We start from the raw sequence: 13,904 nt of genomic DNA on the forward strand, positions 1-13,904 counted from the left end.
CTGGCTGTGTTCGACACAGGATCGTCGACCATACTGCCCGCTGTGGAGCAGCGCATAGGTTCGAGCAGCCAGCCCCTGAAGGGCGAGCCCGTGAAGGGTGCCGGTTTCGACCCGGCCTTCATCCCCGGGCTCACCTCACCCGTGACCGAGGCCCCGGAGGACGCGAAGCCGGAGGTCGAGGACGAGGTCGATGACGAGGCCGAGGCCCTGGACGCGGAGGCCGACGAGGCCGAGGCCGCTGACGAGGCCGACGACGACTCCGAGGAGGGCGACGGCCCCGAGGGCCCCGTCTTCGAGGCCTCCGACCGGCGCGCGAGGATCGTCGCCGACCGCGACGGCGTCCGCCTCGCCCTCGACGACCAGGCCTGCGAGTTCCGCTGGGACGAGATCGGCGCGGTGGAGACGGAGTCCCCCCGCTTCGGCAAGCGTTTCACCATCACGGTCCACACCCCTGACCGCCGCTGGTACCCGATCGAGATCGAGGCGACGGCCAGGGCCCGCTTCAGCGAGTGGGAGAAGGAGTTGGACGCGGTACTCGACGCCTACTTCGAAGAAGACGCCGAGGACGCCGACTAGCCGCAGTACTGGGCGGCCTTCCCGATCGACCGGTACATGCAGTCCGCGTTCTCCAGCAACTGCAGCACCGCGTCCCGGTTCCGGGAGGTCTCCCGCTCGATCACCTCGTCGGGCGGGTAGAACCCACCCCCGGAACTGGACGTCGGATACATCTCGAAGGTGTACGAGAAGATCTTCTGCGTACCCCAGAGATAGTCGTCGATCGACCCGTCCGTGATGTACAGGTCACTGGACTGCTCGGCGGTGTACCCGTTGCTCGCGGCCATCTTCTGCCCCACGGCCTTGAACGCGGCCGCGTCGTCCGCCGTCATCCCGGTCGCCGTGTCCGAGTACGTGTACCCGAACGGCCACAACACCAGCTCGCTGTACGTGTGGAAGTCGATCCCGGCGGTGATCTGCTGCTTGCCGCCCACCACCCGGCCGCGCACGAAGTCGGCGACGACCTTCACCTCGGGCGCGGACTCGGCGGCGGCACCACGGTACGTTTCGGAGGACGTGGACCCCGAAGACCCGCCGCAGCAGCCCCACTTGTAGTTCCAGTTCCGGTTCAGGTCCGTACCGACGTACGAGGACCCGGAGTTGGGCTGCCGGTTCTTCCGCCAGGAGCGGTACGAACCCGTCGCGATGTCGTACTCCCCGCCGTCCGGGTTGAGATCCGGCACGATCCAGATCTCCCGCCCGTTCACCATGTCGGTGATCCGGGAGTCGCTCCCGTATCCAGCCCCCAACTCCCGCAGCAGGTACAGCGCCATCTCCACGGTGAGATGCTCGCGCGCGTGCTGGTGGAAGGTGAACAGGACCTCCGGCTCGTTCTCGTCCGTCGCCACGTTGTCGCTGACCTTGATGGCCACGATGTCCCGGCCCTGGTACGACTTGCCGATCACCCGCTTGCTCATGATGCTCGGGTAGGCGGCCAGCCGCTGGTCGATCTCCGTGTTCATCTCGGCGTAGTTGTGGTACTTCGAGTCGGCCGACGGGAAGTCGTAGAGCCGTACGTCGCCCGCGCCGGACGAGCGGTCCGGGGCCGAGCCCAACAGCGAGACGTCGTATCCCTGTTGGCGCAGTTTGGCGATCTGCGCGGCCCGCCCGGAGACGACCACCGTCTCCTCGTCGGCCTCGTCCACCGTGACCCCGGCCGCCGCGATCGCGGTACGCGTCACCGGCGTGTTGTGGTCGACGTTGATCTCGTACTGCCGGACGTCGTCGGCGGACGGGGCCGTGGCCCGCGCGCTGTCGGCGTTCGCCGAGAGGGGCGCCGCGAGGGCGAGGGCCAGGAGGGTGGCCAGGGCGGCGGTGCGTCTGCCGCCACGGGCGCCGGAGCCTCGTATCCGAAGTCGCATGAAGTCTCCTAGTGGGAGGTGGGGGTGGTTCAGCGCGACGTACGTGTGCGGGTGCGGTGCGCCCCATGGTCAGGGAATGGCATGGACAGGTCAAGATAGCGAAAACCGGCCGCGCAGTGTACGCGTGCTCGCACCCCCCGCATCGACCTCCGGCAAAGTGCACCCGCCCGTGTGAGCGGCACGTGCATATATGCCGGGCCGGGAGGAGAGTTGGGTTCCGTTGCCAGGGGAGGCTGATCATGGGCGGATCAGCGCCGCGACGGGACCGTCATCTGCCGGTCGAGACCACCAGTTTCGTCGATCGGCGCGGCGAACAGACCGAGGGCCGGGAACTGCTCACCAGGGCACGCCTGGTGACGCTGACCGGACCGGGCGGCGTCGGCAAGACGCGTCTCGCCATGCGTATCGCGGCCCGCGTCGAGCGCACCTTCCCGGACGGCGTGCGCTTCGTACAGCTGGCCGGGCTGCACGACCCGGCGCTCGTCCCGGTCGCCGCCGCCGACGCGCTCGGCCTGCACGACCACTCCCGCCAGCCCCCGCTGGACGCCCTGGTCGAACAGGTACGCGACCGCAGGCTGCTCCTCGTCATCGACAACTGCGAGCACCTGCTCCAGGCCTGCGCCGACCTGGCCGCCGCCCTGCTGCGCGGCACCACCGGCGTCCGCGTCCTCGCCACCAGCCGCCACCGCCTGGGCCTGACCGAGGAACACCTGCTGGAGGTACGGCCGTTACCCGTCCCCGACCCGGACGGCGATCTCAGCGCCGCCGACGGCTACCCGGCCCTCGCCCTCTTCGCCGACCGGGCCGCCGCCGTCGTCCCCGGCTTCGAGGTGACCGCCGCCAACCGTGCCGCAGTGGCCCGGCTGTGCCGCCGCCTCGACGGGCTCCCGCTCGCCATCGAACTGGCCGCCGTCCGGATGCGCGTCCTCGGTGTCGAACAGCTTCTGGAGCGCCTCGACGACCGCTACCGCCTTCTCACCGGGGGCTCCAGCGCGGCCCTGCCCCGCCATCAGACGCTGCGCGCCGCCGTCGACTGGAGCCACGAACTCTGCACCGAACAGGAGCAGTTGGTGTGGGCGCGGGCCTCCGTGCTGGCCGGCAGCTTCGACGCGGAGGCCGCCGAGGCGGTGTGCGCGGACGGGGAGAGGGTCTCGTCGTACGAGGTGCTGGAAGCCGTCGCCGGGCTCGTCGACAAGTCCGTGCTGGGGCGGGAGGAGGGGCCGGACGGGGTGCGCTACCGGCTGCTCGACACCCTGCGCCACTACGGGCTCGACCGGCTGCGGCAGTGGGACGGCGAGGAGGCCGCGGCCCGGCGGCGGCAGCGGGAGTGGATGCAGCGGCGGGCGGCCGGCTTCGAGCGGGCCTGGTTCGGGCCGGGGCAGCGGGAGATCGTCGCCCGGCTCCGCGCCGACCAGGACAACCTCCGTGCCGCTCTCGACTTCAGCCTCACCGCGCCGGGCGAGGCCCTCGCCGGGCTGCGCCTCGCGGGCACCCTGTGGTTCTACTGGCATGCCTGCGGGGCGCCCCGCGAGGGCCGCTACTGGCTCGACCGGGCCCTGGCCGCCAGTCCCGGCCCGACCAGGGAGCGGGCCCGCGCCCTGTGGATCGTCGGGCTGCTCGCCGGCTCCGCGGAGGACCTCACCCTGGGCCTCGGACGCGCCGAGGAGGCCCGGGTCCTGGCCCGTTCGCTCGGCGACGAGGCCGAGGCCGCGCACGCCGAGTACGTCATCGGCGTACTGCGCCTGTTCAACAACGACGTCCGCGGCGCGCTGGAGCACTACCGTGCGAGCGTCGCCCGCGGCCGCGTCCCCGGGCAGCACCTCAGCCTCGTCGGCCTCGACCGGGTCGAACTCGCCTGCGCCCTCAACTTCCTGGACGAGCCCGACCAGGCCGCCGCCGTGTGCGCCGAGACCCGCCGGCTGTGCGAGGAGCACGGCGAGGAGTGGGTGCTCTCCTATGTACTGCGCCAACTCGCCCTCGCCCACGCCGTCAAAGAGGACTGGGAGGAGGCCGAACGGCACGCCCGCGACGCCCTGCGCCTCAAGCTCGCCGTGTCCGACGTCATCGGCATCGGGCTCACCCTCGACCTGCTCGCCCAGACCGCCGCGCGGCGCGGCGCGTTCGAGCGGGCGGCCGTGCTGCTCGGCGGGGCCGACCGGGTCTGGTCCGACGTCGACCGCTTCCGCTGGGGCTCGAAGAACCTCGGCGCCACCCGCCGCGACAGCGAGGTCCGGGCGCGGGCGGCCATGGAACCGACCGTCTTCGAGAAGGCGTACGAGTGCGGTGCCGCGCTCGGGATGGAAGGGGCCGTCGGATACGCCGTCGAAGCGGACACCGGGGGCCAACGGCCGCTTCCGGAAGCCGAGTCGGCCGCCGAGGGGAAACCCACCGACGGCGTCCGGCTCACCCGTCGTGAGACCGAGGTCGCCCAGCTCGTCGCCGAGGGCCTCGCCAACCAGCAGATCGCCGACCGACTCGTCATCGCCCGCCGAACCGCCGAAGGCCATGTGGAACGCATCCTCAGTAAGCTCGGCTTCAGCAACCGCAGCCAGATCGCCTCCTGGGTGACGGCCCAACGCTGAAGCACCGGCCACACACGCCGCACCGGAGAACACCAACCCTCCCCGCGGCCGAAACCACCCGCGCCCTCCCATCGGGGAGCCGGCGCCGCGCCTTCCCGCGGGGGAGCGGGCGCCGCGCCTTTCCGCGGGGGAGCCGGGACCGCGCCTTCCCGCCGGAGAATCGGCGCCGCGCCCTCCGATCGAGGGAGCTGGCACCAGGCCCCCCATCGGGGAGCCGGCGCCGCGTCTTCCCGCGGGGGAGCCGGGGCCGCGTCTTCCCGCGGGGGAGCCGGGGCCGCGCCCTCCCACCGGAGAGCCAGGACCACGCCTGCCGTCGGGGAGCCGGAACCGCGCCTTCCCGTCGGGGAGCCGGGCGCCGCGCCCTCCCCCGGGAGAGCCGGAACCCCGCCCCCCATCGGAGTCGGCACCACGCCCTCCCGCCGGAGGGTCAAGACCACGGAGGAGTCATGACCGTTCAACCCGCCCCCCACGCCGCCCCGTTCGACCACCGCATGGCCGTCTTCGGCGCCGACGACGAGTTCGTGGCCGCCGCGCTGCCCTTCCTCGCCGAAGGCCTCGGCATGCCCGGGGAACCCCCGCCCGTCGCCATCGCCGCCCCCGACAAGCTGGACCTGCTGCGGGACGCCCTCGGCAGCGACGCCAAGGACGTCGGGCTCATGCCGCACACCGAGTGGTACACCGGCTCCGCCGCCAACGCCGTGGCCCAGGGCGCCGGTTACCTCGCCGCTCACGCCGGCCCCGGCGGCCGTATCCACCTCCTCATGGAACCCGAGTGGGACGGCCGGGCCGGCCGATCGGCGCGCGAGACCACCGAGTGGATCCGCTACGAGGCCCTCGCCAACCTCCTCTTCGCGCCCATGGCCACCACCGTCCTGTGCGCCTACGACACCCGCACCGCCGGCACCGCCATCGTCGAGGCCGCCCGCCGCGCCCACCCCAACACCGGCGTGTACGAGGACCCGGTCCGGCTCACCGCCGAGCTGGACGCCGTACCCCTGGCACCGCCCCCGTACGACGCGGAGCCGCTCGCCGAGCCGTACGCCGACGCCGTGCGCTCGCGGGCCGCCGCGCACGGGCTGTCCCGGGTGGACGCCGAGCTGTTCACCGAGGCCGTCACCGCCGCGGCCGACGCGTACGGGCCGGTCACCGGCGCCCTGCTGTGGGGCGAGGCACCCGCCTGCGTCGTCGAACTGCGCCTGCCGCGCCGGGTCGACAACCCGCTGGCCGGCTTCGTCCCACCACCCGTCCCCGACCTCGAACCGGACCAGGGCCTGTGGTTCACCCGCCAGGTCTGCGCGTACGTCGACATCCGCGACGACGCCCACGGGGCGACCGTACGGCTGCAGTTCGGGTAGCCCGTGGGGACCTACGCAGGTATGGAATCGGGTAGTCCTCCCCGTGCCCCGCACCCGCGGGGAGGCCAGGCTTCTCCCATGCTGCAACTTTCCGGGAGCCCCCACCCGGACCCCGACCCTCAGCACGCCGGCTACCCCGAACCGCCCCTGGGAGCGGGCTACTTGAGCGTCGAGTACGACCCCCGTCCCACCGCCGCCCGCGAGGCCCGCGTGGAGGTCCGCAGACAGCTGGAGCGCTGGGGTCTGGCCGAGCGGGACGCGGCGGGGGCCGGCGACGGGGCCGGCGGTGACCTCGTCGACGTGACCGAACTGCTGGTCAGCGAGCTGGTCACCAACGCCCTGCTGCACTCGCGCAGCCGCTTCCGGCTCACCCTGTCGGCCGCGCACGGCGTCCTGCGCTGCGAGGTGACCGACTCGGGGCGCCGTATTCCGCGAGTGGTGGAGGCGGGAACCTCGGAGAGCGGACGCGGAATGTTCCTGGTGGACGCGCTGGCGCTGCGCTGGGGCTGCCACCAGGACGGGCCGGGCAAGACCGTGTGGTTCGAGCTCGGCACCTGCGGGCTGGACGGCTGCGGTCGGCGACAGCCGTAACGCTCCGCTGGAGTTGGCCGTCCGGGGTTCGCCCAGACGCCGGGCGGCCAACGCCTCGTCCTAGGATCGTCCCCAGGATCTTCCTAGGACCACCACTTGGGGCTGAGGGCGATCGTGCGGAGCTGCTCGATGGTCAGTGCCGGAGTGCCGCGGGTCGCCGCCGTGTCCTGGGCGCCGGGGTTGAAGGCGCTGACCACCACGCGCCGACCGTCGCTGCGCAGGGTGTCGACGGTCCACATCACGACCCCCGAACCGCCCTTCTCCCCGGGCCCCTTGCGCACGGCGACCTTCGTCCCGTCGGCCAGGGTCTCCGAGTCCGCGCCGAAGAGGTCCCCGGCCACGTCCGACATGTCGGCCTGCACATTGACCTGGACCAGGCTCTTGCCCTTGCCGTCGTCGAGGACCAGGTAACCGAAGCCGGGGTCGTCGCCGCTGTCGTCGCTGGTCGCCTTGATCCCCTTCGGCAGCAGGGACTTGAGCGTGGTGCGCGCCGACGCGGTCGAGACCGGCGTGGACCCGGTCGGCTCCGCGCTCGGCTTGGCCGTGTCCTCGGGCATCGCGTCGATCGCGTCCCGCCAGGGCCTCGCCGCGGCGAGCTTCCTCAACTCACTCGCGGAGAGCGGTGGTTCGGGCCGGGTGATCGGCGCGTCCTTCTCGGCCGCCGCGTTCCACTCGCTGACGCTGACGTGCTGCCCCTCCGGCGAGACGAGTTCGGCGTTCCACCACTTGGTGTCCACGCGGCGGTCCGGATACTCGTACCCCTGCAGCACCATCACCAACGAGCCGTCCGGCAGCCGGGTCCGGGTGCAGGCGTCGTAGTGGGAGTAGACCTTGCCGGGGCACTGGGTGACCTGCCGCGCCTCGTCGCTGCCCGGCTCCACCCGCCCGAGGCTCACGCCGACGGCGGCGGCGCCCTTCCCGTCGTCGTACACGAGATGCACGTACGGCCCCGGCTCCTCGTTCGTGCCCCGTGCCTCGGCCTGGCTGAACTTGCCCTCGGGGAGCAGCTTTTCGAGCGTGCGGATCAGTTCGGCGCCGGAGACGGGGGAGGGGGCGGGTGCGGTGGCGCTGGGCCTGCTCGTGCCGACCGAGGACTCGTCCCGGTCCGCGGAGCCGGCCCCGGGCAGCAGCAGCGCGCCGCCCAGGCCGACCAGCGCGAGGGAGGCGGCCCCGCCCGCGACGGCGGCCCGGCGCCGCAGCAGCCGTCGGCGGCCCTTGAGCGCACCGGCCGTGACGAGCGCGGCCCGGTCGGTCTCGAAGACGGCGCCGGTGTCGCGCAGGCCGGCGGAGAGCCGCTCCTCGAAGGGATCGCTGTGCTGTTCGACGGGCATGACGGACCACCGTTTCGTGGAAGTTCGTGAAATTCGTGAAGTTCGTGGAAGATCGCTGAAATGAGAGGGAAGGGTGGGATGGGACGAGCTTTCAGGGACGCGCGTACTCGCCGAGGTCCTCGCCGAGCAGCTCCCGCAGCCGCCCCAGCGCACGGACGCACCGCGTCCGCACGGCGGCCGAGCTGACGTGCATGACGTCGGCGGTCTCCTCGATGGAGCGGTCCTCCCAGTAGCGCAGGACGACCACGGCGCGGTCCTTGGCGGGCAGCCGGGACAGGGCCTCCAGGAGAGTGAGCCGCAGGGGCGTGTCACCGCCGTCGGCGGGGCGTTCGGGCAGTACGTCGGTGGCGCGCTCGGTGCTGGAGCGCCGGCGCTGATGCGCGAGGAAGGTCCGCGTCAGCACGGTCTGCGCGTACGCGGCGGGGTTGCCGACCCGCGACATCCGCCCCCAGCTCACGTACAGCCGCCCGAGGGTCTCCTGCACCAGGTCCTCGGCGAGATGCGTGTCCCCGGCGGTCAGCAGACAGGCGGAACGGTAGAGATGACCGGCGCGCACCGCCGCGAACTCCGCGTATTCGTCCGCGCGAGCCTGTCTCATACCGTTCCCCCTGTCCGCGACGCCGTCCTCACTTCATTGATGCGATGGGCCCGGGGAAATGTTTCATGAGAGGGGGGATCGGCATGACGGACGACGACGGCCCACCGGCCGGCTGGGACGAGGGCGAGTGCCGGATGTGGGAGGCGTACCGCCGCGGCGAGTGGTGCGAGGGGCCGTCGGAGGTGCGCGGGTCGGCCGTGCGCCGGCTGCTGCTGGTCGCGCCGCCGGCGCACCCCGGCCACCTCGCCCGGCTCCGGCTGCGGGGCGTGCGGATACGCGGGGAGCTGGACCTGTCCGAGGCCGTGGTGCGCGGGGCCGTGCGCCTGCGGCGGTGCCGGTTCGACGAGGCGCCGCGTCTGGACGGCGCACAGTTGGAGGCGCTCGAACTCGACGAGTGCCGGCTCCCCGGGCTGCGAGCCCACAGCGCCCGGACCGCCCGGGAGTTCAAGGTCACCCGCTGCACGGCGGACGGCACCCTGGACCTGCGCTCACTGACCGTCGGCACCCATCTCCACCTCGACGGCACCAAGGTCCGCCCCGGCGCCGGGGAAGCAGCCATCGACGCCCGGTCCGTCGCCGTGGACGAATCCCTGTCGGCGACCGCTCTGGACTGCGCGGGCACCTTCTACCTGACCAACGCCCGCGTGCAGGACCTGCTCATACTCCGGGGAGCGACGATCAGCACCCCCAGCGGCAATCTCCAGATGTCCGAACTCACCGTCGGCGGCGGCCTGTACATGGGCCGCGGCTTCTCCTGTGCCGGAACGGTCAACCTCTGCGGGGCCTCGATCGGGGCGTCGCTGGAGCTCCTCGACGCCACCCTCACCGGCCCGGGCCCGGACGCGGGCGACTACGCCCTCCACCTCGGCTGTGCCCTGGTCGGCGGCGACATCCAGGCCGAACGGGGTCTCGTCGTCGACGGACCGATCACCCTCGCGGACACGTCGATACGCGGCAGCGTCGTCCTCAAGGGCGCCCGCCTGAACCATCCTTCGGGCACGGCACTCACGGCGGCCCGCGCACACATCGGCGGCGACCTCGACTGCCGGGACGGCTTCTCCGCGCACGGCACGGTCGACCTGTGCGACGCCCGGATCGGCGGTTCGCTCCTGCTTGATGGCGCCGAACTGACCGCGCCCGACAGCAGCCCGACCGCCCTGAGCGCCCACGGCATCGACGTCGGAGGCGTCGCGCACTTCAGCCGCGGGTTCACCGTCCACGGCAAGGTCGGCATGAGCAACGCCACCGTCCGCAGCTCCCTGTCCTTCAAGGGTGCGATCCTCGACACGGCCGTTGCCGAGGAAGCCCTCGTCTGCCGCAGCACGACGGCCGCCGCACTCTTTCTCCAGTTCCGGGAGCCTCCCAGGGGCGTCGTCGACCTCAGCCGTACCAAGGCGGCACTGATCTGGGACGAGCCCGCCACCTGGCCCGCCTCCCTGATCCTGGACGGCACCGTCTACGGCATCCTCCGCCCCGCCCTGCCGGCCACGGAACGCCTGCCCTGGCTGGCGCGCGACCCGCAGGGGTTCACGCCCCAGCCGTACGAGCAACTCGCGACCGTCTACCAGAGCCACGGCCGGGACGCCGACGCCCGCACCGTCCTCGTCGCCGAACAACGCAGCCTGCGGCCGACCCTCGCGTCCCCCGCCCGGCTGTGGAGCCTGCTGCAGGACGCGACGGTCGGCTACGGATACCGCCCGCTGCGGGCGGTATGGCTGCTGCTGTGCCTGCTGGCCGCCGGCTCCGTGCTGTTCGGGACCTGGCGGCCCGAACCCGTGGGCGGCGGCCCGTACCCCCGCTTCCAGCCGGTCATCTACACGCTCGACCTCCTGTTGCCGTTGGTCGACCTCGGCCAGGAGCGGGCGTACGAGCCGTCCGGGGCCATGCAGTGGGCGGGGATCGTACTCATCGGCACCGGCTGGCTGCTGGCCACCACCGTGGCGGCCGGCGCGAGCCGTGTGCTGCGCAGGAACTGACTAGGGCAGCGCGTGCACGTGCGGCCCCACCGTGTTGGACCACGCGCTTCCCGCCGCCGCGTCCCAGTTCGTCGACCAGGTCATCGCGCCGCGCAGGTCGGGATAGGTCTTCGACGGCTTGAAGGAACCGCAGTTGGTGCCCTTGGCCAGGCAGTCCAGGGCGTTGTTCACCACGGTCGGCGACACGTATCCGCTGCCCGCGCCGCTCGTCGAGGCCGGCAGGCCGAGGCCCACCTGGGACGGGGACAGGCCGCCCTCCAGCTGGATGCAGGCGAGGGCCGTCAGGAAGTCGACCGAGCCCTGCGAGTACACCTTGCCGTCGCAGCCCAGCATCGAACCGCTGTTGTAGTACTGCATGTTGACGACCGTGAGGATGTCCTTGATGTTCAGGGCCGTCTGGAAGTAGGCGTTGGACGTCGACTGCATGTCGATCGTCTGCGGGGCCATGGTGATGACGAGGGACGAGCCCGCCTTCGAGGAGAGCGACCTGAGCGCCTGGCTCATGTACGTCGCGTTGATGCCGTTCTCCAGGTCGATGTCGACGCCGTCGAAGCCGTACGTCTGCATCAGGGAGTAGACGGAGTTGGCGAAGTTCGTCGCGGATGTCGAGTCGCTCACCGACACGGTGCCGTTCTGGCCGCCCACCGAGACGATGACCTTCTTGCCGGCCGCCTGCTTCGCCTTGATGTCCGCCTTGAACTGGTCGACCGTGTAGCCGCCGAGCCCCGCCGAGTCCAGGTTGAAGGTCACCGCGCCCGGCGTCGTCGTCGCGTCCGCGAAGGCCACGGCGATGATGTCGTACTGCGAGGAGACGTCCGAGATCTTCTGGACCGTGGCCCCGTTGTTGAAGTTCTGCCAGTAGCCGGTCACCGCGTGCTTCGGCACCGAACCCCCGCCACCGGAACTCCCCGTGGTCGTCGTGCCCGTCACCGCCGTCGACTTCGCCGACTCACCGGCCGAGTTCGTCGCCGTGACCTGGAAGGAGTACGAGGTGGAGGCGGCGAGGCCGGTCACGGTCGCCGAAGTGCCGGTCACCGCCGTCACCTTCGTACCGTCGCGGTAGACGTTGTAGCCGGTCGCGCCGGAGACCGCGCTCCAGGCCAGCGACACCGACGAGGACGTCGTACCGGAGACGGCGAGGCCGCTCGGCGTGGCCGGGACCGTCGGCAGCGGGTCGGTGCCGCCGCCCCCGTCGGGGCCGTACACCGAGATGTCGTCGGCGTAGTAGGCGGCCTGGCCGTACCAGCCGTGCGTGTAGACCGTCACCGAGGTCGTCGCGGACCCGGTGGTGAAGCTCGTCGTCAGCTGCTTCCAGGAGGAGGAGTCGGGCGTCCATGTCGACACGTCCGTGGTGCCCGTGCCGGTGACGCCCAGGAACGCGTAGCCGCCCTGCACCCACGCGCTCAGCGAGTACGTCGAACTGGGCTTCACGGCGACCGTCTGGCTGCACTGCGCGCTGTCCTGCCCGGCCGGGGTGGCCTTCAGCGCGGCCGAGCCGCCGTGCACGGGGGAGGAGACCGTCGTACCGCTGCTCGCGGAACAGGTCCAGTTGCTCAGGCCGGACTCGAAACCGGCGTTCTTGGCGTTGTTGACGTCCGCTGCGGACGCCTGGCCCGCACCCAGGAAGGACAGGGCGAGGGCGGCGGTGACGGCTCCTGACCAGAGCCGGGCTGATCGTCTCTGAGGGGACATGACAATAAGTTGGTCCAGACCAATTCTTCTGTCAATAGGTCCAGACCAAATTGGGGATCGGTAAGATGCTCAACCTGCCCCGATTTGGCGTGTCTTGTGAGTCGACAGTTCCCCATCAGCTACAGAAACGCTGTTCTCCGGTCATAGAGGCGTGGTTACAGTGCTCAGGTAGTCACGGAGTGAAGTCATCTCGGTGCACCGGAGTGACCCCGGTGGATCGACGGCGTAACACGGGGAGTCGCGCGTGCCAACTGCCATTGCCGTGACCAGTGCCGACATGGCGCTGCCGCCGCTGGACGAGCGGACCCTGCCCGCCGTCGTGCTGCGCGACCTCGACCGGCAGCCGCTCGACCAGGCGCTGTCCGCCGTCCAGACCCTCATCGATCAGTACGGTCATCTCGTCGTCGTGAGCTCGCAGGCCGCGCCGCCCGGAGTGGAGCGGCGGCTGCACACCATCCGCTCCCTGCTGGAGAGCGACCGTATCGCCCTGTTCCGTCCCGATCTGCCCCCGCTCGGACTCGCCGTCCTGGCCCGCCAGTTGAGGCAGCTCGCCTCCTGCGACCTCAGCCCCGGCGTCCTCGCCTCCGCGGGCCGGCTGCTCACCCACTACATCCACGCCGGCGCCCTGCTCGGCTCGGTCGCCCGGCTCGACCGTATCCCCGTCGGGCTCCGGTCGCACGCCAAGTCCTGGGTGCCCGGCAGCCAGTTCGCGGTCCTCGCGCACCCCGAGCCGCAACTGGTGAAGCTCGGCCCGGGAGCGTCCCTGGCCGGACCGGAGTTCGGCACCTGGATGCTGGTCGCCAAGGGCCAGCTCCAGTCGGACTGGGTGACCGCCACACTGGCCAAGCAGTGGAGCGCGCAGGGCCTCAGGGAGATCGCGCCGCCCGCCGAGTCGGCCGCGTGGTGGGGCACGAACAAGCTGGTCGAGTTCGCGGCCTTCCTGCCCGACCTCTCCGTCCTCTACCAGCTGGTGACGTCGGTCCGGCAGAGCAGCTGCCACTGGTGCGGCATCGACGTCATCGGCGACCGCTGTGTCTTCTGCTCCGCCACCGCACCCCTGGTCAACAACGAACTCCCCGCCGGACGGGGCTCCTGACCCACCCGCTCGCAGAAGTATCTCACCACCCCCCATCCCCCAATGAGGTCGTACGGTTCATGAACTCCCGTCAGCGCCGCGGCGTGCTCCTGCTGATCGTGTCGGTGATCTGCGCCATCGGCGCCTTCGCCGGCGTCCTGTCCGTCATCAGCGACGTGAAGTCCAAGGTCGGACCGGAGGTGACGGCGTACGAGATCAAGAGCGACATCCAGCCGTACACCAGCCTCAACTCGTCCCAGTTCGAGAAGACCAAGATGCCGAAGCGCTGGCTGTCGGCCACCGCGATCACCGATCTGGACGCGATCCGCGACAAGGTCGCCGTGACGACCCTCAAGAAGGGCTCCCTGCTGCAGAGCGACATGATCGCCGATCAGCCCGCTCTGCAGCCCGGGCAGCAGGAGGTCGCCATCATGATCGATGCGGCGACCGGCGTCGCCGGCAAGATATCGCCGGACTCGCGGGTCAACGTCTACGCCACCTTCGAGGGACAGAAGGAGGGTGATCCCGACCTGTCCAAGATCATCGTAACGAACGCCCGGGTCCTGGACGTCGGCGACCTCAAGTCCCTCCAGCCCGACTCGAGCGACCGCACGCAGGCCACCGAGGTCGTCCCCATCACCTTCGCGCTCTCCGCGCTCGACGCCCAGCGCCTCACCTACGCCGAGTCCTTCGCCAAGCGGGTCCGGCTCGCACTGGTCGCGCCGGGCGAGACCGGCAGCATTCCCGAGCAGGACCGCACGTACGAACTCTCCAAGGACAAGTGAGAG

General features: G+C 71.4%; 11 protein-coding genes. 7 read left to right on the forward strand and 4 right to left on the reverse strand.

Features of this window, described 5'->3' with window-relative positions:
• Window positions 1-42: 42 nt before the first annotated feature.
• A complete protein-coding gene (locus ABZ848_RS36995) occupies window positions 43-576 on the forward strand; it encodes a hypothetical protein (RefSeq protein ID WP_360839073.1) in 534 nt (177 codons plus the stop codon).
• On the opposite strand, the gene ABZ848_RS37000 is transcribed toward ABZ848_RS36995, so the two are convergent.
• The gene (locus ABZ848_RS37000) at window positions 573-1,916 is read right to left on the reverse strand and encodes a M14 family metallopeptidase (RefSeq protein WP_360839074.1); all 1,344 of its coding nucleotides are present in this window, start codon (window positions 1,914-1,916) and stop codon (window positions 573-575) included. The two genes, ABZ848_RS36995 and ABZ848_RS37000, sit on opposite strands and share 4 nt — an antisense overlap.
• Window positions 1,917-2,155: 239 nt before the next feature.
• Here ABZ848_RS37000 and ABZ848_RS37005 point away from each other — a divergent pair, with 239 nt between their 5' ends.
• From ABZ848_RS37005 to ABZ848_RS37015, 3 genes are all read left to right on the forward strand, one after another.
• Window positions 2,156-4,498 carry a LuxR C-terminal-related transcriptional regulator gene (locus tag ABZ848_RS37005; protein ID WP_360839075.1) on the forward strand — a complete coding sequence of 781 codons (2,343 nt, stop codon included), beginning with the start codon at window positions 2,156-2,158 and terminating at the stop codon, window positions 4,496-4,498.
• Between the two features lie 446 nt (window positions 4,499-4,944).
• Entirely contained in the window at window positions 4,945-5,853 is a 909-nt protein-coding gene (locus ABZ848_RS37010; RefSeq protein WP_360839077.1) for an MEDS domain-containing protein, read from the forward strand.
• A gap of 78 nt (window positions 5,854-5,931) precedes the next feature.
• A complete protein-coding gene (locus tag ABZ848_RS37015; protein ID WP_360839078.1) occupies window positions 5,932-6,444 on the forward strand; it encodes an ATP-binding protein in 513 nt (170 codons plus the stop codon).
• Window positions 6,445-6,527: 83 nt separating this feature from the next.
• On the opposite strand, the gene ABZ848_RS37020 is transcribed toward ABZ848_RS37015, so the two are convergent.
• Window positions 6,528-7,775: a hypothetical protein gene (locus ABZ848_RS37020; RefSeq protein WP_360839079.1), complete on the reverse strand. Its 1,248-nt coding sequence runs from the start codon at window positions 7,773-7,775 to the stop codon at window positions 6,528-6,530.
• A gap of 91 nt (window positions 7,776-7,866) precedes the next feature.
• Window positions 7,867-8,373, reverse strand: a complete 507-nt coding sequence (locus ABZ848_RS37025; protein WP_360839081.1) for a SigE family RNA polymerase sigma factor — start codon at window positions 8,371-8,373, stop codon at window positions 7,867-7,869.
• Window positions 8,374-8,456: 83 nt separating this feature from the next.
• On the opposite strand from ABZ848_RS37025, the gene ABZ848_RS37030 reads away from it, so the two are divergent.
• Window positions 8,457-10,349 (forward strand): hypothetical protein, encoded by a 1,893-nt coding sequence (locus tag ABZ848_RS37030; RefSeq protein ID WP_360839082.1) that lies wholly within the window; start codon window positions 8,457-8,459, stop codon window positions 10,347-10,349.
• Here the strand turns inward: ABZ848_RS37030 and ABZ848_RS37035 are convergent, their stop codons facing one another.
• On the reverse strand, window positions 10,350-12,041 hold the full coding sequence (locus ABZ848_RS37035; protein WP_360839084.1) for a glycoside hydrolase family 18 protein: 1,692 nt from the start codon (window positions 12,039-12,041) through the stop codon (window positions 10,350-10,352).
• A 277-nt stretch (window positions 12,042-12,318) separates the two neighbouring features.
• Here ABZ848_RS37035 and ABZ848_RS37040 point away from each other — a divergent pair, with 277 nt between their 5' ends.
• Together ABZ848_RS37040 and cpaB are read left to right on the forward strand one after the other, a co-directional pair.
• A complete protein-coding gene (locus ABZ848_RS37040) occupies window positions 12,319-13,137 on the forward strand; it encodes a hypothetical protein (RefSeq protein ID WP_360839180.1) in 819 nt (272 codons plus the stop codon).
• A gap of 59 nt (window positions 13,138-13,196) precedes the next feature.
• Entirely contained in the window at window positions 13,197-13,901 is a 705-nt protein-coding gene (cpaB, locus tag ABZ848_RS37045; protein WP_360839086.1) for a Flp pilus assembly protein CpaB, read from the forward strand.
• Window positions 13,902-13,904 lie beyond the last annotated feature (3 nt).

Source organism: Streptomyces sp. NPDC047081 (assembly GCF_040643775.1).
Lineage (GTDB): Bacteria > Actinomycetota > Actinomycetes > Streptomycetales > Streptomycetaceae > Streptomyces.